The sequence below is a fragment of the Kiritimatiellales bacterium genome, assembly GCA_041656295.1.
In the GTDB taxonomy this organism is placed as follows: domain Bacteria; phylum Verrucomicrobiota; class Kiritimatiellia; order Kiritimatiellales; family Tichowtungiaceae; genus Tichowtungia.
The window spans coordinates 71,583-91,498 of sequence record JBBADV010000004.1 but is presented as its reverse complement, the minus strand read 5'-3'; the positions used below and the strand labels follow the sequence as shown (position 1 = coordinate 91,498).

Sequence of the window (19,916 nt, the reverse complement as noted above, 5' to 3'; positions counted from 1 at the left end):
TGCTTCAGATGTATTAACTTGCATTTGCTCCCCTTTTAAGTGCATTGTTCGGGGCATAACCAAACACCTCAAGACAACACACTTGAAAGGAAAAGCATGGAGAAGATAGCTAGCACAACGAAGCAACGCAAGAAACAAAATAAAAACCGTAGTCAGCGCGGGCAAGGTCGGCTTTACAAGCGGGATAATTCAGGAAAAGAGCATTCTGCCGATTACAAGGGCGGTGTGTTTTATCTTGAATATAAAGCCAATGGAAAGCGGATAAAGCAGCGATTAGTAAACAACGCCGGCGAGCCGATCACTGTTCGCAAAGATGCTGAATTAGCTCGTGCCCGGATCATGGCTCCGTTTGCCGCAAAAGGCACGGTAGACCAGCTTAAGGCGGTACAGGCGAAACTGGCAGATGCAGAAACAGCCTATGAGCAAGCCGTCGATGAGGCGAATCCGCCATTGTCCATTTCTGATGCATGGGATGCCTATGTTCAAAACCTGGAACGCCCTGATTCCAGCCCTGAAATGCTGAATTATTACGCATCGTATTGGCGACGGTTCACCGAATGGCTGTCGGGAACAAATGCCGGGATTTTGTTTTTGCGCGATGTAACGGCACAGACAGCTCAAAACTATGCTGTAGCGTTGGGACATGCAAATTTCAGCTCGAATACGTTTAATAAGCATACGAATTTTTTACGACTCTTATTCAAGGTTTTGAGAGATCAGGCGCGTATGCAGGAAAATCCGTTTGAACGTATTCGCCGGAAAAAACTTAATTCACATGGGCGGCGAGAACTGACCATAGCCGAATTGAAGATAATTTTAGAAAATGCTTCCGGCGATTTACAAACATTGCTTTTTATCGGGACGTTTACAGGTTTGCGATTAGGAGATTGTTGTACGCTAAAATGGGGCGAGGTTGATCTCGATCGCGGACTGATTCGCCGTATCACGAATAAAACTGCAAAAAAACAAAAACCTGTTTTAATCGGTATTCCTTCTGCACTTAGTGAAAAACTGCACGAAATACCGGCAAGTAAGCGGAAAGGTTTTGTTCTTCCATCGTATGCAGGAACTTATTTGCACAGAAATGAAAAAGGTTCTCCCACTCGTCGCTCGCAGATTACCAACGAAATTCAACAACATTTTTTGAAATGCGGTATTAAAACCACCAATGACGAAACCCAAGTCAAACAAAGAAAGCGTACGGCGGTTGAAGTGGGCTTTCATTCATTGCGTCATACATATGTTTCTATTCATGCAGAACACGGGACACCTCAAGCTGTGGTTCAGGCCGTTGTTGGACATGGTAGCCCGGCAATGACTGCGCATTACACGCACATTGGAGAAGATACCGCCCGGCAGGTTGCAAATGTTCTTACTCTTGATGTGCCATCTACGACCGTTCAGAAAGAAATTCCGGCGTGGGTAAAAGAAAAACTGATGTCCATGACGAAAGATAGTTGGGAACAAATAAAACTCGAATTACTGGGAGAGTAGGCATGAATGAATTTTCAGAGAATGGCATATCGAAAATCAGAAAAATCAAATTACAACAAATGTTCGAGCCCTGTCCTGATGCTCCGTTGGCGTGCAAAAGTAAAATGATAACACCATTTGAATTTTTGATGATTGAACGTGTTCCAGAAAATTTAATGAAAGAAAAAATGGTGCAGTTCGAAAAGCGAGTCGCACAGCAGGATAAGTGCATCTTAGCTTGGTTTAGAAAAACTAAATATTTATCCCAACGTATAAAAAATGCAGAGATCTATGCAAATTTTGATAAGATAAAAAAACAGCCGGCGAGCATTTCTCTAAAAGGAATAGATCACCCTTTATCGTTGGAAAGCAAATGTCGTCGAATTCATTTTATTTGTAATTATTTCTGCTTATACGCAATTGAGTTTTACCCAAAAAATTTATTTGAATGGGGATATTTAGAAGCTCTTGCTGATCAACGAGAAAAATTCAATTTTTATGGTGATGAGATTCAATTTTATCGGTCGGCCACAGATACACTCCTGAAGACAATTGATGAATTTCTTCCTAATGTTACTCGCGGAAAGAAAGTCGCAGAGGTTCAAGTGGTTCGGCGAGAAATGAGAAAAAGGAAGTATAATGAAAGGCATGAAGAATATATACATTGGCTGATAAATTATTTTAAAGAAAACCCGAATCAAACTCTTACTCGCGGACGAAATCGATGTGCTGAAGTTTTTAAAGTTGATCTCAGAACTATTCGCCGTCATACCGAAGGAATGAGTGTCAGAGACTTTGTAAAAAAGTGAGGACACGCTATATAGAAAGTCCTTTCCTGTCTATGTAATTCTGCACCCAAGAAAACACGAAACAGTTTTTTTGTTTCATTTGCGGGCAGAACCTAACAGGAAAGGACAACATGAAGATTACAGATACCGGGGACGCGATTCTGGTAATGGGAGCAACTCCCGAAGAAAAGAAACGGTTTCTTTCGATGGTTAATAAAACCGAAGAAAAACCGTCTAAACCAAAACTGATTACACGAAAACAGGCAGCTGAGATTCTCGGCACCTGCCCTGAAACCATCAAACGGTACGTCAAACGCGGATTGATCCGGCAGATTAATTTCACCTGCCGTCAAGTCCGGTATGATGAGCCGGAAATCATTGAATTCGCCCGAATCGGCGATGTTGCAAGTCGAGGAGGTGAATAATGAAACCCCTCTGGCAGAATGATACGCATGTAATCGGCATCTTTGACGAGCGGAACTATTTCGTTGCAGATAAGAAGTCAGAAAAGATCGACAAACGGACAGGCAAAGCCAGCTATAAAAAAATCTGGTACTACAGTTCACTGGTTAGCGCCTGCGAGAGCGTCGCAAAGCTTCAGGCGAACAAGGAGTCAGATTCTTTGCATTCGTGGCTCTCGTCCTACCGTCGCAGCCTAGAATCCTTCCGTTCAGCATTTATGACGGAGAAAGTCTCTCCATCATCACAAAATCATAATTCAAATTCATAACATAAAGGAGATATATCATGATGACAAAAAATGAACTTAATTCCAATTTTCCAGCCATAAATTTCGAATATCTAAAAAATTACATGCCAGATCCGGCAGATATTATTGCAGGCAATGGCCTTATCCGAAAAGGAGCAAGTACTCTTCTGGCCGGTCCGACTGGTGTGGGAAAAAGCGTGCTGGCGTTACAGGCTGGGATATGCTGTGCAACCGGCTATCCTTTTTTAGGAATCCCGATCAGCAAACCGGTCAAAGTGCTTGTGATAGAAGCTGAAAATGATCCAGCAACATTAAAGCGTGATATTCTTTCCATTGCAAATGCAATGAATGTTGATGAAAATTTGCTTTCTCAGAATTTATCAATTCGACATCTCTGGGATACAGTGGATTTTGAACAGCGGATACGAATGTTCATTGAAATGGAAAAACCTGATCTTGTGATTATTGATCCCTATCAGGCTTATGTTGAAAATGACATTAACAATTCTGCAACATTTTCAGCATTTTCGATAGCGATTAGTAAAATCATTAATGATTTTCGTGTGGCATTGTTACTGGTGGCTCATTTCCCGAAGCCGAAAGAAGTTCAAAAGGTCGGCAGAGAGGCAGTTTATTCGGTTGCTGGAAGCGCTGCGCTTTGCAACTGGGTAAGAACGTCAATAAGTCTGTATCCAACGAAAGACAGCGATCAGCTATATCAGCTGGTATTTTCCAAAAATGCAGAACGTGCCGGGTTGAAGGATGATGATGGAAAATTGATTAGGGAGATAATGATTCGTCATTCTGGAGAAGTTGAAAATCCCTTTTGGACTCGGATTTACGATTAAGATTTCAAAGTTACTTACGGCTCCCCCCCTTTAGGGGGGGGAGCCAGTAACAGGGTAGAACTTCTAAAGTGAATACAAAGACATCTATGCTGAAAGCCATGAGAAGCAACTGCCGAGCGTGCGGAGGCAGGGCTTTGAATTGGCTGAAAGCATTGATGCAAAGATGTTGTAAATTTTTCACCAGCATGTGGCATGAAACAGGCAGATTATTTTTAGCCGGCGACGCAGGAGGAGAATAAAATTTATCTGCCGTGGAGAAAAAGCATGCTTATCCGGCTGAAAGCCGACCCATAATCACTCCCATGATACCAGAATTTAACTGTACCTCAATGTATATACTGCTTCTATGCAGATTTTTTCGGATTCCATCCAACAGAGAATGAGAGGAATATTTATTCCAGTACAATGTTAACCCGGTTAACAATCCATTTAAATCCCTTTTTTTCATCCCGTTTTAACGGCTTCCTATGTTATTATATATACTAGTTATAATTATAATAATGTGTATTTAATAAGGTTATTTTACTGACGTCATAGGCTTTGCACTGATACTACGCGTATGTACTTTCAAAATAATTCTGTGAGAACAGATCTTCCCATTCACATCGGACGTCTTGTTCAAGACAGATTCTGATCTGAGTCCGGCGCATGGCCGCAGATGGGGGTTTAAGATTTTATGCCACGAAACCTAGGCGAAGATAGTCCTGCCATAAAGAAATGCGATTCCTGAACAATAAACCCCACCGGCAATGCGGGGTTTAGGCATAGGATTATCTAACCTCTGGAAGATTTTAAGAATCGGGTACTTCGTAACGAATTCAGTTTACACAGAATCACAGTAGATTCTTTTGACACACGGAATTTTAAAGATTAAAAACTGTTTTCTGTCTTAATGTCTCTGTACAGGGTATATCGGTTCTTTAGTGGAGGCACGGACCGGAGTTCGCGCCTTTATTTTTTTGAGGTGTGGTAAAAAGAGGAGAAACGATGAAGTGGCAATTAATGGTTGGGTATGTCGTCAGTGCATTGGTGTCCGGCGTTTTCGCAGGGGAAACAGTGTTTCGGCGTTTTATGCCGGAAGATACGATTGGAAGCTGGCAGGAAATTTTTGTCCGTTATTTAGGTGTTCGGGATATGTACGGTCCTATCAGTCCACCAAATGTTTACTATGATGATGCGGGACTAAAACTGTTACGGAATGATTTTTCATTTATTGGACAGCAAAATTGGTTTTTCAACTTCCAAGGGGGTACCTACTACCTGCCGGGCACCTCTTCTTTAGGAAATATTATGGTTCCGTTAACTGTGCGGGTACAAGAGTACATGCCCAGCGGAGATGTATTTATCATGACGTCAGCCGACGGGGGCAAAACATTTAATGCTGCCGCAGTGTTTAACGCACCCTCATTACCTGCCTATGAAGAAGAATTTTCCCTTAGTGATTATTCATTTTTCGAGTTAAGCCGGCGCAGAATCACATGGACGATTACGATTAAGCCTGAAAGTTTTCGGAAAGCGGACGAACTCGTCCGTCAGGCCGAAAGAGAGGCAGAAGCTTTAAGGCAGGCGATAGTGCCAAAGTCTGCGTCGGTTAATTCATATGCAGATGATCCTCTGTGGTTAAAATTTTCAGATACCTTTGATGAAATCATCGTCAATGTTTCAGACATGCTTATCGATGGTCGAATTGAGTTGTATTCGCGAACGAATCTTATGGCTGGTAATTGGGTTTTTGAGCGGGCGTTTTCTCCAAAAACGGATGGCTCTTTCACAAACCGTATTTCTTCTGAAAGTTATCCACATCGGTTTATCAGAGCAATCGGACATCTACCGATAGACAGTGACGGAGATGGAATGCCGGACTGGTGGGAAATTCTTAACGGACTTGATCCACTGGTAGATGACCGGAACGGCGATGCGGATGGCGATGGTTTTTCCAATCTTGCCGAATATTTGGCAGGAACACACCCGCAAATTGCCAATGTAACAACACCGGGGAATGTACAAAGCCGGATTATTTATCAATATGACGTGAATGGCCACTTAGAGAGTGTGAATTTTAACGGGATTTCAATGCTTCAATTGGAAGTTACACCGTCAAAGAATATTTCTAAAAGCACAATTTGGGTTACAGGAGAATAACAATGAATAAAAAAATTTTACTGGCCGGTTGGATAACTGTACTTACAGGGGCATTAACTCCAGTGTTTTCTCAGTGGGAACAGGCTCCACTAATGCCGGAAACTCCAGCAGATAACCCGACCTTACAGTCTCCGGTGATTATGCCTTTTAGCTTGGAAACACAAGGAACACTCGTTACAACAAATGAAACGGAAATGACAGCCGAGTTACGTTCTTTGGCGCACGCATTCCAATATGACCCAGTTCGTATTTTTGAATATGTTAAAAATAAAATTGATTATCTGCCGACATATGGAATTTATGTAGGAGCACATGGATGTTATCTGGCTGGACGTGGTAGCGAGTGGGATCAGAACGCACTTCTGATTGCGTTATTACGTGAATCAGGATACGCCTGCCGGTATGGTTATGCTAAACTCCGTTATAATCGTAATGATCTATTGGATTGGTTGCCGGTATCGGCAAGTCAAATGGTCGGTTATTTTACACGTTTTGGGGGCTATGCTGGTGATATCAGCGGAATATCTAGCCAATTGTATGTATATCGCGTGTGGACGGAGGTTAGCATCGGGGGGGCATGGCATCAACTAGATCCAGCAATCAAGACATATCGGTCATCGTCAATTAATCTAAAAACTGCCATGGCGTATAATGAAACGTCTTTTAGAGATATTGCGTTATCCGGCGCAACCGTCGGGAATACGGATGTAGGAAATTTAAATCGTGATAATATTCGCTCCACGCTTTCGAGCTATACAACGAACCTCATCGCCTACCTTAAAGCACATGCCCATGATGCTCATATAAGTGATGTTTTTGGTGTTCGAAAAATTGTACCAGAAAATGTAGAAACTCTGCCGCAACAACTACCTTTTGTTGTCGATGTTGATATTTCTACACTTCAATATTGGGATCATGTCCAAAGTCCAGATTATGCAACATATCAAGTGCAGCACGGTAGCATTAATTATCCGTTTAAAGGATATGAAATTGCTGGAAAATCTTTGATTTTATCTTATACAAACAATTGCCCGGTTCTGAAACTTAATAATATACAGGTAGCCATCGGAAATAGTTTGTCTGCCGGTTCTCACAATCTAGTACTAAATGTTCATGCGCCGGTACATTCCAGTTGGACTACGTTATGGCTGGATCAACAAAGAACACTAAGTGTTTCGGTCGGAGGAATATATAGTTTGGTACATGACTTTGATGATGCCGGGGTAAATAACTTAAAAAATTCAATTGAACAGTTAAATAAAGCCATTGCAACAGGGACTACCGGCGAACAGAATGCCGCAGTTCTTGAATTAATGAATAATGGGTATAATTATCAACGCGGGAAGAATCTTCGATTAATGTCTGCTGTTTGGAACCAACCTATTCAAAGAATTTCAAATTTCGGTATAATCGGATATGCTGGATCAATGTCCGTTGATCTTCCTGGTGGATTGATTTCAACATACCCTTATGGTTCTCCGGCATTTGAAACTCAAACTCTTATAGGCAGTGCTTTGGAACATGGAGTACTTGAGCAATTTCAACAAGAAAAAGGTATTTCTACAATTGGTGCATTGGACCTCAACATTGCAGAGGGGAATCGTACTTTTTTTGCGACGACTGCCACATGGAGCTATGTTAAAACACAGATTAATTCTAAATACCCATCTTCTTTGATTTCCACAATTGAAAGCGGCATACTGCAAGGAAATTCTTACATATTACCTGAAATAGGCTCCATTGTTTACAGCAACTGGACTGGCGTAGGTTATATCCAAATTTCCAGCGCCGGAGCCGTTAACATGAGAATTTCCGATAATCTTAAGGGAGCATTCGGAGCGTTAGGATCAATGTTATCAGGATGGTGGGGTTCAATTCTCTCATGGTTTGGATTCGGTGGAGATGGTTCTGTAAATGAAACTTTTGGCGCAGATCCGGTCAGCATGGTTACCGGCGCATATTGGATGCAAAAAACAGATCTGTCATTAGGCGGTAGTGGCGGCGGAATCAGTTTTGAGCGGTATTATCGTAGTGATGAAAATTTCAAACAGGGTGTTCTTGGATTTGGCTGGAATCATAGCTTTCAAGGCAGAATCCGTGAAACCACACGAACTGATATCGGATGGGGCGAACGCGCTCCTGAGGATGTAGCTGCTCAAATTGTGCAAAATGTTGTATTGGTCGATTTAATGAGTGGAAATCGCGATGTTGTTGATTGGGCAACGGCGGCAGTCGTTACTCGCTGGGCAATGGATCAGGCGACACGCAATACTGTAACAGTTGAATTAGGGCAAAAAAGTTTAGATTTTGTTCGTCAGCCTGACGGAAAATATACGTCACCACCGGGAGTTACAGATTGGCTTATGCAAACTAATAATGTCTATCATCTTATGTCTCGTGATGGCACAAAATATCAATTCAACGCTAATGGTATGCTTAATACTGTCGTCGATGTAGACGGAGGGACTACGGATTTCACATACAATGCTCAGACAAATCTTCAAAGTATCGCTGATTCATATGGTAGAACAATGACATTCACTTATAACATCCGGACGAATCTTCAAACGGTTACGGACTCCACTGGTCGGCAAATTTCGTACGGGTATGATGCATTTGGAAATTTGACTTCTTTTACAGACGCAGAAAACAACACATGGATTTATCAGTATAATACGAATCATCAGATTATTGCTGTTATTGATCCTGAAAATATTACTATGATTCAAAATCAATATGACCCAACTGGCTGTGTTACACAGCAAATCGGAGCCGGTTCCGGTATTTGGAATTTTTATATCGGCGGGGGGCAGGGTACCGAAGAAGATCCATTCGGCGGACAGATCACTCACTGGTTTGATGATGCCGGACGTAATCTTGGCACTCAAAATGCACTTGGGTATCGAACACGAAATATTTACGACGGGCAAGGGCGTCTCATGGCTTATGTCGATGCCATGGGAGTGACGAATCAGTATGTATATGATGCTCATCACAATCTTTTATCAAAGACTGAAGCTGTGGGAACGTTGCAGGAACGTATAACAAAATATCATTATGATAGCTTGCATCGACCTATTATTGTGACTAATGCTCTCGGTCATGCTACGCAATATTCTTACGATGAGAAGCACCATGTTCTTTCCATCAGTAATGCTGCTTACAATCTGGAGTATGGTTATTATTCTAATGGGTTGCTCCAAACGCAAACAGATGGCAATGGTTATTCCACGGAATATTTTTATGATAATTACGGAAACGTTCGCCTAATTAATCTGCCGGATGGCAGTACCATTTCCAACCTTTGGAGTATCCGTGGTGATTTATTAACAACATGGGATGCTTTAGAAAATAAAACAGAAAACAGTTACGATGCCAATCGGCAGTTAATCAGTACCACCGATCCGCGCAGTAATACCATGTATAAGACATGGTATGATAATGGACTTTTGGAAACAGAAGTCGATGTCGGAGGGCGAACTAACCGTTATACATATACTCCGGCATATAAAGTTTCTACGGTGATCGAACCGGATGGCAGCATTGTCAGTAATCTTTACGATACAGCAGATCGCTTAACCGCTGTTGTTACTCCGGAAGGACGTGTGACTTATTACGAACTTGATGCCATCGGACAAAGTACAAATATACAATATCCAGCAACTTCTATTGGTCGAAATTTTAACGCAAATGGGCGTATCACTGAAACTAAGAATGCAAAAGGCGAAATTACTCATTATGATTATGATGCATTGAACCGGATTACGAATGTTGTTCATAGCGGGCAATGGCAAGCAACGTTTGGTTATGATTTTCTTGGAAATAGAACACAGTCTGTAAACCAACAGACGGAGACATTTTTTGCATATGATGCAATGAATCGTCTCACAAACAGTATTCTTAATGCTGGTGGTTTAGAATTTCGCGTATCAAATTCTTATGATTCTAGCGGAAATCGGACCAATGTTGTTTATCCCGGTAGTTTTTCTGTGCCATTTTTATACGATGAAAATAATCGACTTACTTCAGTTGATCTTTCTAATTTTGGATTATCAGAAATCGAATTTTTTTACGATTCCGCTAATCGAATGACAAATGTCGTTTACCCAAATGGTGTAATCGGTGATTTTTCATATAATCAAAACGGACAGATTATTGAATATTGTTATCAATCCGGTACAAATAAATTTTTACATCGTATTTTACAGCGCAATGCTCTCGGATTTAAAACCATCGAAGATGTTTGTGTGGGGCTGTCTCCGCAACTTTCCGGTCAAATTCGAAGAGATCGCTTTAATAATGCGGCGGATCAGCTGATTTCTCTTCAAAGTAGTGCAGGAACAGACAACTTTTTGTATGGTGTGAATGGAAACCTCAAAGAACGGAATGGTCATGGTGGACAATTTTCATATCAATGGGATTATGCAAATCGGTTAAGTCAGGTTTCAAGCTCTACATCTCAAGTTTCATATCTTTACGACGCCTCTGGCGTACGAATTGGACGAATAGCAGATGATGGGGCGTCAATAATGACAAATTATTTTGTGATTGATTATAAAGCTCCTTTGAAAATGCCGCTGGCAGAAACGGATGCGACTGGACGCATCGTTAGATATTATATTTGGAGTACACATGGGTTGCTTGCTCATCTGGATGTTACAGATAATGGGTCGCAAATCACCGTTGATTCGATTAGTTACTACCACATTGATGAACAAGGATCAACGCTGGCACTCACTGCTGAAAATGGAAACGTCACTGACCAATATGCATATTCTCCCAATGGGAATATTCTTTTTCACAGCGGAACGAACTCTACGCCATACCAATGGTTAGGTGCAATTGCCGTTCGCAATGAAGGCAATGATCTTTATTATATGCTTAACCGGTATTATTCTGCTGATATGAAGCAATTCATCAGTATAGACCCGAAAGGAGTTGCTGGCGGGTACAATCTTTATGCTTATGCCAACTTGAATCCATTGTTTTTATCTGACCCGTTTGGTCTTGAAGCAGGTAGCGGTTGGCTCAGCGGTATTGGAAATGCGATTTCAGATATCGCTGGAAAAATATGGGATACTTCGGTATACGTTGCCGGTAAAGCATGGGATATATCATTAGATATTGTTGGTAAAACATGGACATCTCCGAATACAGCCATTGGTCTGCTATGGGGTGGAATCGGTTATGCGGTCGGATTGCTCCCCGGAGTCAATATGCCAACGATAAGTTTTGAAAATAATGCGATCCAGTTTAAAAATCACCCCTTGATGTTTGGGGCTATAACGTTTGGAAATTCAATCAGTTACGCATCAGATTTTGGGCCTGATTCCTTTTCTGCTGCATATGGGCGATGGACTCAAACGGGCTTACATGAAATGGGCCATACATATCAATATCAGCTATTAGGACCATTATTTTTGCCAATCTATCTTTTTTCTGGCGGGGTTAGTGCTGGAAATCCTTTTGAGCAAGCTGCAGATGATTTTGCTTTAGGAGGAAGTTGGATGCCATGAAAAAGATAAAGTATCTATTGTTATATTTGTGTCTGATAATAGGAATAATTTGTTCAATTTCGTGTAGGCTGGCACAAGGGCCTGTTATAGTAAACAATTTAAGTATTGAGGTCTTCGGTGAAATTGTTTTTGAAGACGGACATATAACATCGGGAAATCTGCCTTCTGGGCGGGTAATTTGGCTGGGACATGATAAATCAAAAATGGCATCCTTAATTGTGCGTAACTCAGACAAAAAAATCTTATTCGAAGTTGAAAAAGAGCAACTTCTCTTATGGCAATCGGATGGAGAAAAACCATTTGTTTTACTTATCGTGGAAACCGGTGTTCGAAAAATATCGAAAGATGAAATCGTAAAATATAATCGGGGTGACTGATTGGGATGAAGCAGTATCTAATATTTTTGATCGGTGCACTCTGTCTGACAGGATGTAAAAGCTATCCACCGGAAATTAATAACGGACGGTTTGTATACCCGAAATATCAGATTTCTTTTGCGGTTCCACCGCCGGATTTATGGCAATCGTCAAAAAAGCTCCCTGATCGGTTTATTCCAAAGGTTGACGAACGAAGATCCATGATCGGTGCGTTCAATAAGGCTGTTTTCTTAAATGATAAACAGGACAGTGCCATTGCGCTCGAAGTTTCAAAAATGTTCATTAATGCGGCAAAATTGCCGCCGCAACAAATAAAGGTGCAGTTAGAGAAGAGCTTTTTAAGTTTCGTTAAAAATATGGAAACGTCTTTGTTCTTTTCTGATTATAAATATGACTTTTCCGTGCCGTATATAAACAAAACGCCGTTACTGCTTAGCACAGAAACATTTAATATGAATAGCTGCGGAAAAACATATCGATGTGAAATTCACACATATATCTATATTATCAATGACGATGATACTTGCAAATTACGATTCATTTTGTGGTCTGCACCGGAAACATATTCCAAAAATAAAGCTGTATTAAATCAACTTTTAGGAACTCTCCGCCGAGAATTGGGAAATTAACGCAACACATGTCAGGTGCCGACTTTTGACTTACTGATTTTCATCTGACAAACAAGAATTGATCATTTTTGATACAAATATGGCTTTATTCAGATAATATGAAATTTAAGCCAATCATAAATTTGCAATTCGCAGGGTTATTAATCAATCAATAACGACATGATGCTTTGACACCTTTTTACATCTTTACCTCAAACACAGCTTTCTTTTCATCAAAAAAATAAGTAGAAAGCGCGCATTGAAAGGTCAACTTTTATGGGCATCCATTTTTTGCGAAAAATTGCATTCCACTATTTAACATTGTTTTTTACAACACTGGGTATCGTGTGGCTATTCATAGAAATTTTCAGAGATTGTTCGGGTATAGAATATAGACTTTCTTTTTGGCAGATAATCGGAGGAACCACCCTTCTTACGTTTATTCCGTTTTTTATCAGTGGATTTTGCACATCTGGCTTTTTGCGGTGTAAAGTCGAAATCACAAGCAACGCATTTAATACGAAGATAATCATAAAATTTTCTGATTTATTTAAACAAAAGGGATTTAAGGCGATAGCGGTTAACAATTTTTTTGATTCAACCGTTGATGAACGGCTTGTTTCTTCTAAAAGTCTTCACGGCATCATGCTCACCAAATATTGGAAAAAGAATGTGGCCGATTGGAATCAACAAGTAGATACTCAACTGGCAAGTAAAACAAAACTTTCTACATCCCCCTTGAAAGAAGGAAAGCAAGATCAATACGAAGTCGGAACAACTGTTTTCGTGACACTAGGACAAGAAAAATTCTTTTGTGTAGTACTTGGTCAAACTGACAACTCAACATTGGAAGCAAAAACAACTGCATCAGATTTAATTCGCGCCATCCGAGGTCTTTTATGTCATGCACGGTCTGTTTGTTCTAACGAGGTATTAAATATTCCGCTTTTCGGAAATGGATTATCGCGTGTTGATATCAAATGTAATGTTTTGGTTGACCTGATACTAACAGCCATTTTTGAAGAAATGAAATTGGGGCGGATAACTGAAGAAATAAAAATTATTCTTCCTCGGAAAAAATTTCTTGAAATAGATCTTTGTGCAGTAAAAAGAAATTGGAGTTAAATTATGGCATATCGAAGTGGGACATATATTGCGTTTGACGGCTTGGGGCAAATCGATCCTTCTCAATCAGATTTTAAATACTATGCGACTATTCAGGCGTGGGATGCCCACAAAACAATAAAATTCGATTATGTTGATAGCCATGACAAAACTTATGCTGTTCTAGATACGAGTAGTAGAATAACGTTGGAAGCACGAATTCGTGAACGTCTTGCAAATTCAAAAAACGTAATAATCATTTTAAGTGGCGATACACGAAAATATGGAAGTATGCTTTCGTATGAAATCGAACAGGCGGCAGATAAATATAAACTTCCGTTAATTATTGCTTATGTCGATTACAAGGTTGTTGCGGCTCCGCTTTCTTTATCTTCCTACTGGCCAAACGCTTTAGCGGAACGAATCAAAAATAAAACAATAAGGGCCATTCATATCCCTTTTTTAAAAGAGACCCTATTCGAAGCGATTAAACAGTATTCCCCTGAAAATTTTCCGAAACATGCGTGCAGTATCTATAATGAGGTATACCAACGGACAGTCAGTGGAGTTAGATCTGGCCCGTTTATAAATACGAAAAAATGAATGTCGTGTATCCGAAAAGCATATTTATTCGTTTTCTTAAAATCGGACATTTTGTTAATTTAACAGAGCTAAACAGCAATTTATTTTGTCATGTTAGTTTTCTACCACGATTGACAAAAGGAAGTTGAGCTTTGTATTTTTAATCAGTAATTTTATTCGATTAGGAAATTTAAATATAATTAGAAAAATAATTTAGCATCATATGTTTTAGTCGTTCTCTCGAAACCGCCAGTTTCATACATGCGACCAGGCTAGATGCAGAGGATGCGCCCTCAGGGCGCGCCCCTGTGTTGTGGTCGCATGTGGGCTCTGGCGGGCCTCGAGAGAGCATGACCGGGGGTGTCGCCTCTTTCTTTAAGAAGTGCCTCTTCCGGTTTGTGAAACCACAACACAGGAGAGGAACATGCAGAGGAAAAGGAATAAGGGGTTGTTACCCCTCTCAATCGCCGTTTCAGTCGCTACGGCATTTTTAAGTGGCTGTACATCGCCAAAAACAAGCAAAGTTCATTCGGGACGCCTACAAACGTTCGGTGAAAATAATCGGATTACGATATCGGGATGCAGTCATTCGCACGCAACCGTGTCAAGCGCTACAATTTTTGGCGGAGCAATAGCCCATATTATTGTTACTGAATCCACGAGAAAAAGGGATGTGGAACAGCAGTTAAACAATGAGTGTGTGCAGGTAATTGAATCTGTTTTTACAAACTCACCAGCATTTACTTACGTCCTTCGTTCAGAGATCGGATTGCCGGAAAATATTATAAAACCGGATGATGACCAATATCCGTCGTTTCATGCAAAATTTGGTGTTGGTGCTTTTCTTGAACCGAAATTCTATTTCATGCCAAAAAATGGTTTTGATCAAACGCTGTGTCTGTACACCGTCTGGAAAGTTGTTTCACCGGATGGCAAGCTGATCTGCCAAATCAAAACCCGGTCTGATGGATACAAAATGCCAGGGATGACGTATTCCACCGCCGACCCCAAGCACAAAGACGAAATTCTGCGTCTGGCGAAAGAAAGCGCAGAACAATTTATTCAGCTTTGGCCAGCGCAACAATAACCCAAACCATTAACCGGAGAATATTATGAACAAAAAAATTATCAAAAACAGTGTCGCCTTTACAGCCGTTGCATTCATTTTAACCGCTTGTACTCATCCGCTAGCCGTAAAAAATCTGGATATGTACCGCCAGCATTCGATGGGCGCGCCACTGGAACAGCCGATTCGCCTCGGTATTCGGGAAAAGAATCACCAAATGGATGCGAAACGAATGGCGCGTGATTTCGCGGTTGATATCGGACGTTACAATGTACAGGCAACTACGGCAATCTATCCCGACAACAGCAATGTAGATGTGATTGCATCATTTGATTCCCGTTCGCAGTATAAAGGTTCCGGCTGGAATTTTCTGATCGACTGGCCTGGATTTTTAATTTTCACCCCGGCATGGCACGGTTACAAATACAATGTCGTTCATGATGTGAAAGTTGATCTAACCGATGCCCAAACCGGCCAGTTCATCAAATCCGTTAATATTCCGATTGATCTGGATGTCCGGCACGCCGACATGAAACGCACCTGGCTGGCAGAAAGCGGGTGGTGGCTGTTTTGGACAATCCCCTCATTTGTCGGAGGAATCTTCCATATCGGTTATGATGAGGATGTGACCTCGTTACTTGAGAAAAATGCGGGGCCGGTGTTGACGGATTACATTGCACAGGAAGTTGCTAATGAATTACGCAACTATACCAAATCAAAGCCTGTTTCCAAAAAGACCGGCGAGCCAGTGGATGCAAAGCTGCAAAAGCTCACCGAATTAAAAAATCAGAGATTGCTGACTGAAGATGAGTACAACGCTAAGCGGCAGGAATTAATCAATGCCCTGTAAATATCACCACATTATTAAACCTACCCGTCACACGGGTCTTCAGCTTCGGCTGATCGTCGAACAGAAAGGAGGATGCCATGCATTATGGATAAATGATTGCCTCGATTTCTGATGGCCAAAGTTGTGTTTAATGAATGTTAATAAAAGGAGAGGTTATGAAAAAAATATTGTTCGTTGTATTGGCTGGGATTACCGGATTCAGTTTTGCGGATGGAGTCCGTCCGTATGTTCGTGTTAGCGCCGGTGTAGCATTATTGCAGGATGCTGATCTTGGCGGTGATACAGCAATCCAGCCGGGTGTTCAAATGAAAGAAATGGAATTTGATACAGGCTATTCAGTCGGATTTGCCGGTGGCGTAAAATTTGCCAATCTGCCGATCCGTGCAGAATTGGAATTTCTGTATCAGAGAAACGATCTGGACAACATTAATCTGACCCCCGGGTGGGTTTACACCGGCGATGGAAAACTTACTGTCATGGCGTTGATGCTGAACGGATTCTATGACTTCGAAAATAAAACCATTGTCACGCCGTACTTGATGGGCGGTGTCGGTGTAGTCAGAGCCAAAATGAAACTTAATGACGTTGGTAGCGAAACCGATACCGTTGCGGCATTTCAACTCGGTGCCGGACTGGATTTCAAAGTTACAGACCATGTAAGTTTGGATGCGGGATATCGTTTCATGATGACATCCGATCCGGATTTTGGCGGAGTGGATGCCGAAATCACCGGGCATCGAATCGAACTGGGGATCCGGTACACGTTCTGATTCAACAAAATTAACAGGGTTAATGCGCCGCTCCGTGCGGCGCTTTTTTTGTATCATCCAATTCCTGAGGAAATTCATTGTTGTACTATTGATGTATTAACTCTGATTTTACAGATGGAATTTGAAAAAACTTTTCCCCACAAATTGGAACAGCATAATTTCATAAAACATCTGTAAATATTGATTAAATTTAATGTTTTCAGGGGAAAGTCGATGATGGTGGAAAATTTACGAATAAAGATTTTAAGTCCCTTGTGTCTACCGATTCCACCACCTGGGCAAAATAATTAACCTCTTTTATATTAACATATTTATAGAAGAAGTTATTTTTTATTTTTAAATTTGTATCCAAATTGCACCTTTTTTAAAACTCAAAAACCGAATAAACAGAAAATTTAAATAAACGAATGATAAAACCAGGTCCCGGTTCACCGTCCAAATCAGCAGCTATCCCTGCAAAACGAATGAAAAGCTGACAACGGAGATATTGAAGAAATTGACAGCCTGATATCCGGCATTTTTCAGGATCTCAGGCGTCGGCACCCTATCTATCCTTATCTGTGCAATCAGTGCATCCCGTTGTTCTTCAATAACCACCTGTCACGGCTGACTGGCACAACAATGCAGAAGTCAAACTCTCCTGTATCATCACAAGAATATCAAGACCTGCAGGCCCTTTCAGAAGAGCCATGTCAGGCCGATGGTAAGCGAATCTTCGTACAGAGATGACTTAAAGTTATAATCGCCGCCAGGGGTGCTGCCGCTGCTGCTGCTGTGCTTCTCGAAAGCATGCATATACGCCACATTCAGCAGCAGATTTTCATTGATGTGATATCCGGCGCCCAGGGTGATGTGGGTCTCGACAATCGCTGGAAAAGCCACAGTGCGCAGCAGTTCATACCCCATCGTAGGAACATATTTACCCTGCACGCTGGTCATTCCCATTGGATCCCAGCCTCGATGCTCCTTGACTGGATTGCGGGAGTAGTTGAAGCCGGCGCGTAAATCCCATGAAGAGGTCAGCCGATAGCGAGCTCCAACAGCATAAACCCACTGATTTTCCCAGTCAAAATCGCCATATCCATCCGCTTCACCCCACATCAACCGCTTGATGTCAAAGGCAATCAGCCATTGATCATTCGGCTCCCAGGCTGCACCGGCGCCGTAAACAGCGGGCTGCTCCAAAACCAGCGTGTCTTTGCGGGTATCGCCCAGAAACTCATCGAAATTATACACCCCTTTGAATCTGGCCTTCTGCGGCGAGGTATATGAGAGCCCCAGGTTCCAATCTCCAATGCGCTGCAACAAGCCGATCGAACCGCCGAAGCTCACATCATCCACCTCACCCTGCCCGATACTCAGAGTACTGTAATTAAAATGCGGTGAGATGCCGATAGAAAGCGAATCTGTGATCTTGTATGAGAGTGCCGGGGCAAACTTCATGCTGGCGAACTTGGTATAAACCGCGCCTTCATAACCATTGGAGGGGTCGCCATCCAGATCCCATGGGCGTTTCTTATAATCCACTCCCATGCCTGAGATGCCATAAGCGGCAAATCCTGCCGCCCACCGTTCATTCAGCGGCTGGGTATAGCTCATGTAGGGAATATACGAAGTTGGATCATCACTGCCGCCGGAGTATGTTCCGGCTGGAGTGCGCAATCTGGCGCGCACATGTGGCCGAAAGAAAGTAATTCCAATATTAACTTCATGCAACTCCGAGCCCGGCAAAAAAGATAACCCCGCCGGATTGTTTACTATGGCTGAGATACCGTCCTGCGGTGCGGCCACGCCCGTACCCCCCATGCCGCCGGATACCGCTCCAATACCCTCCAGAATATCACCGTTGGTGGCATTTGCCTGCAACACTAAACCAGTTACCACTACCCCGGCCACCAGCCAGACCCGCCCGTTTTTTTTACTGTTTTTCATAAGCTCTAGTTCCCCTGTTAAAAGATTTATACTTGACAGCGTTACTTGCCCGACTGCAAGCGGAATTTTATTTTTTCTGTTTTTTTGTTCATCTGCTTTGAGCCGATATGGATGTATGATTCGTACAGTCTGATTATATGGGGATTTTAGCCGATGTCCCTTTCCTTTGTTTTGCCGAATGAAGAAAGGTTCATTCCGTTATGGAATTTTTCCGCATCCAACCGGACACTGGCGTTTACAATCTACCCGGATTAATCCATTTTCAACATTCCATCATTCCTCTCTTCCATTATTCTGTTCTTTATGAGAGATTTGCTGCGTTTTATAGAAGAGGGGGCGACTGGTTTCGACGGGTAAGTTGAAGCTTCCGCCGCGTGTCGAGGTTGGTCTCCTGGCCTCGTAAAAAGGAGCCCGAACAATAAATGCTACTGAAGAGTACGCACTCGCTGCCTAATTGACGGCGCGACGTTTCTGCCCTGATGCCTGTTAGGGGACAGAAACGACGACAGCAGGCTGGCGCCAAAGCCGGGAGTCCGGGCGGCGGCGCAAGAAATAACAGGACCCTAGCGACCAAGGTGGCCATGTTAACCGGCAGCTGCGGGGGCGAATCCTTTAAAGGTTGACTACACACGTAGACGCTGCTGTGACTCTTATTCGGACGCGGGTTCAAATCCCGCCGCCTCCACCAGTTTTTGGATGAGCGTGCTTTCTTGATAATGAATAAAAGCCCTAAGCCGGGGTGTCCCGGGCTACCGATGGCAGCGCCGGTTTTATCCTGATCGTTTTTTCTTTTTTGATGGTAACGGTTCCTGGCTTTGTGCCGCGCGGCTTGGAGACATTTTTGACCTGTGTGCAGGATACTGAGACCGTTCCGGCAGTCCGTGCATTACTATGCCACGCAGCCACAGCAGCGGCGGTTTTTATCAGATGATTCCCCGGCGCTTCACCGGTCGCGCTGCACAAAATCACATGACTGCCGGGCAGTCCGCGGACATGAAACCAGTAATCATTCGGACGCGCAGCTCTTAAACTGAGCCGATCGTTGTCGGCGTCCGTCTTTCCGGCGAGAATTTCCCAGCCGTCCGGCAGAATATATCTCCAGACATCCGGTTCTGTAATGGGCGGTTTCATGAGATTTTAACGGAAGAAAA

Annotated in this window: 16 protein-coding genes and 1 other RNA gene; 15 read left to right on the top strand and 2 right to left on the bottom strand. The window is 42.4% G+C overall.

From position 1 onward, the window contains the following. The first annotated feature begins 96 nt into the window (after positions 1–96). The 14 genes from WC959_03720 to WC959_03655 all read left to right on the top strand — a co-directional run bounded on the left by WC959_03720 (position 97) and on the right by WC959_03655 (position 16,833). A complete protein-coding gene (locus tag WC959_03720) occupies positions 97–1,494 on the top strand; it encodes a tyrosine-type recombinase/integrase (protein MFA5688240.1) in 1,398 nt (465 codons plus the stop codon). A 2-nt stretch (positions 1,495–1,496) separates the two neighbouring features. Continuing rightward, positions 1,497–2,282, top strand: a complete 786-nt coding sequence (locus WC959_03715) for a hypothetical protein (GenBank protein MFA5688239.1) — start codon at positions 1,497–1,499, stop codon at positions 2,280–2,282. 110 nt (positions 2,283–2,392) lie between these two features. Continuing rightward, the gene (locus WC959_03710) at positions 2,393–2,686 is read left to right on the top strand and encodes a helix-turn-helix domain-containing protein (GenBank protein ID MFA5688238.1); all 294 of its coding nucleotides are present in this window, start codon (positions 2,393–2,395) and stop codon (positions 2,684–2,686) included. Further along, positions 2,686–2,991, top strand: coding sequence for a hypothetical protein (locus WC959_03705; protein MFA5688237.1), 306 nt, complete (start codon positions 2,686–2,688; stop codon positions 2,989–2,991). The genes WC959_03710 and WC959_03705 overlap by 1 nt, the downstream gene beginning before the upstream one ends. 17 nt (positions 2,992–3,008) lie before the next feature. Continuing rightward, complete coding sequence (locus tag WC959_03700) at positions 3,009–3,818, top strand: AAA family ATPase (GenBank protein MFA5688236.1); 810 nt, start codon at positions 3,009–3,011, stop codon at positions 3,816–3,818. Positions 3,819–4,805: 987 nt separating this feature from the next. Then, complete coding sequence (locus WC959_03695) at positions 4,806–5,960, top strand: hypothetical protein (protein ID MFA5688235.1); 1,155 nt, start codon at positions 4,806–4,808, stop codon at positions 5,958–5,960. A gap of 2 nt (positions 5,961–5,962) precedes the next feature. Continuing rightward, a complete protein-coding gene (locus WC959_03690; protein MFA5688234.1) occupies positions 5,963–11,476 on the top strand; it encodes a DUF6531 domain-containing protein in 5,514 nt (1,837 codons plus the stop codon). Next, the gene (locus WC959_03685; protein ID MFA5688233.1) at positions 11,473–11,853 is read left to right on the top strand and encodes a hypothetical protein; all 381 of its coding nucleotides are present in this window, start codon (positions 11,473–11,475) and stop codon (positions 11,851–11,853) included. Before WC959_03690 ends, WC959_03685 begins: the two co-directional genes overlap by 4 nt. A 26-nt stretch (positions 11,854–11,879) precedes the next feature. Continuing rightward, positions 11,880–12,482 carry a hypothetical protein gene (locus WC959_03680; protein ID MFA5688232.1) on the top strand — a complete coding sequence of 201 codons (603 nt, stop codon included), beginning with the start codon at positions 11,880–11,882 and terminating at the stop codon, positions 12,480–12,482. Positions 12,483–12,737: 255 nt separating this feature from the next. After that, the gene (locus WC959_03675) at positions 12,738–13,586 is read left to right on the top strand and encodes a macro domain-containing protein (GenBank protein ID MFA5688231.1); all 849 of its coding nucleotides are present in this window, start codon (positions 12,738–12,740) and stop codon (positions 13,584–13,586) included. 3 nt (positions 13,587–13,589) lie between these two features. Then, entirely contained in the window at positions 13,590–14,168 is a 579-nt protein-coding gene (locus WC959_03670) for a hypothetical protein (GenBank protein MFA5688230.1), read from the top strand. A gap of 403 nt (positions 14,169–14,571) precedes the next feature. Continuing rightward, complete coding sequence (locus tag WC959_03665; protein MFA5688229.1) at positions 14,572–15,234, top strand: hypothetical protein; 663 nt, start codon at positions 14,572–14,574, stop codon at positions 15,232–15,234. Positions 15,235–15,259: 25 nt separating this feature from the next. Then, on the top strand, positions 15,260–16,063 hold the full coding sequence (locus tag WC959_03660) for an SHOCT domain-containing protein (protein ID MFA5688228.1): 804 nt from the start codon (positions 15,260–15,262) through the stop codon (positions 16,061–16,063). A 155-nt stretch (positions 16,064–16,218) separates the two neighbouring features. Continuing rightward, positions 16,219–16,833: an outer membrane beta-barrel protein gene (locus tag WC959_03655; protein ID MFA5688227.1), complete on the top strand. Its 615-nt coding sequence runs from the start codon at positions 16,219–16,221 to the stop codon at positions 16,831–16,833. Between the two features lie 678 nt (positions 16,834–17,511). Here the strand turns inward: WC959_03655 and WC959_03650 are convergent. Then, on the bottom strand, positions 17,512–18,765 hold the full coding sequence (locus WC959_03650) for an outer membrane protein transport protein (GenBank protein ID MFA5688226.1): 1,254 nt from the start codon (positions 18,763–18,765) through the stop codon (positions 17,512–17,514). Positions 18,766–19,097: 332 nt separating this feature from the next. Between WC959_03650 and ssrA the strand changes: the two genes are divergently transcribed. Beyond that, positions 19,098–19,453, top strand: a transfer-messenger RNA (tmRNA) gene (ssrA, locus tag WC959_03645). A 41-nt stretch (positions 19,454–19,494) separates the two neighbouring features. Here the strand turns inward: ssrA and WC959_03640 are convergent. Further along, a complete protein-coding gene (locus WC959_03640; protein MFA5688225.1) occupies positions 19,495–19,896 on the bottom strand; it encodes an NFACT RNA binding domain-containing protein in 402 nt (133 codons plus the stop codon). Positions 19,897–19,916: the final 20 nt, after the last annotated feature.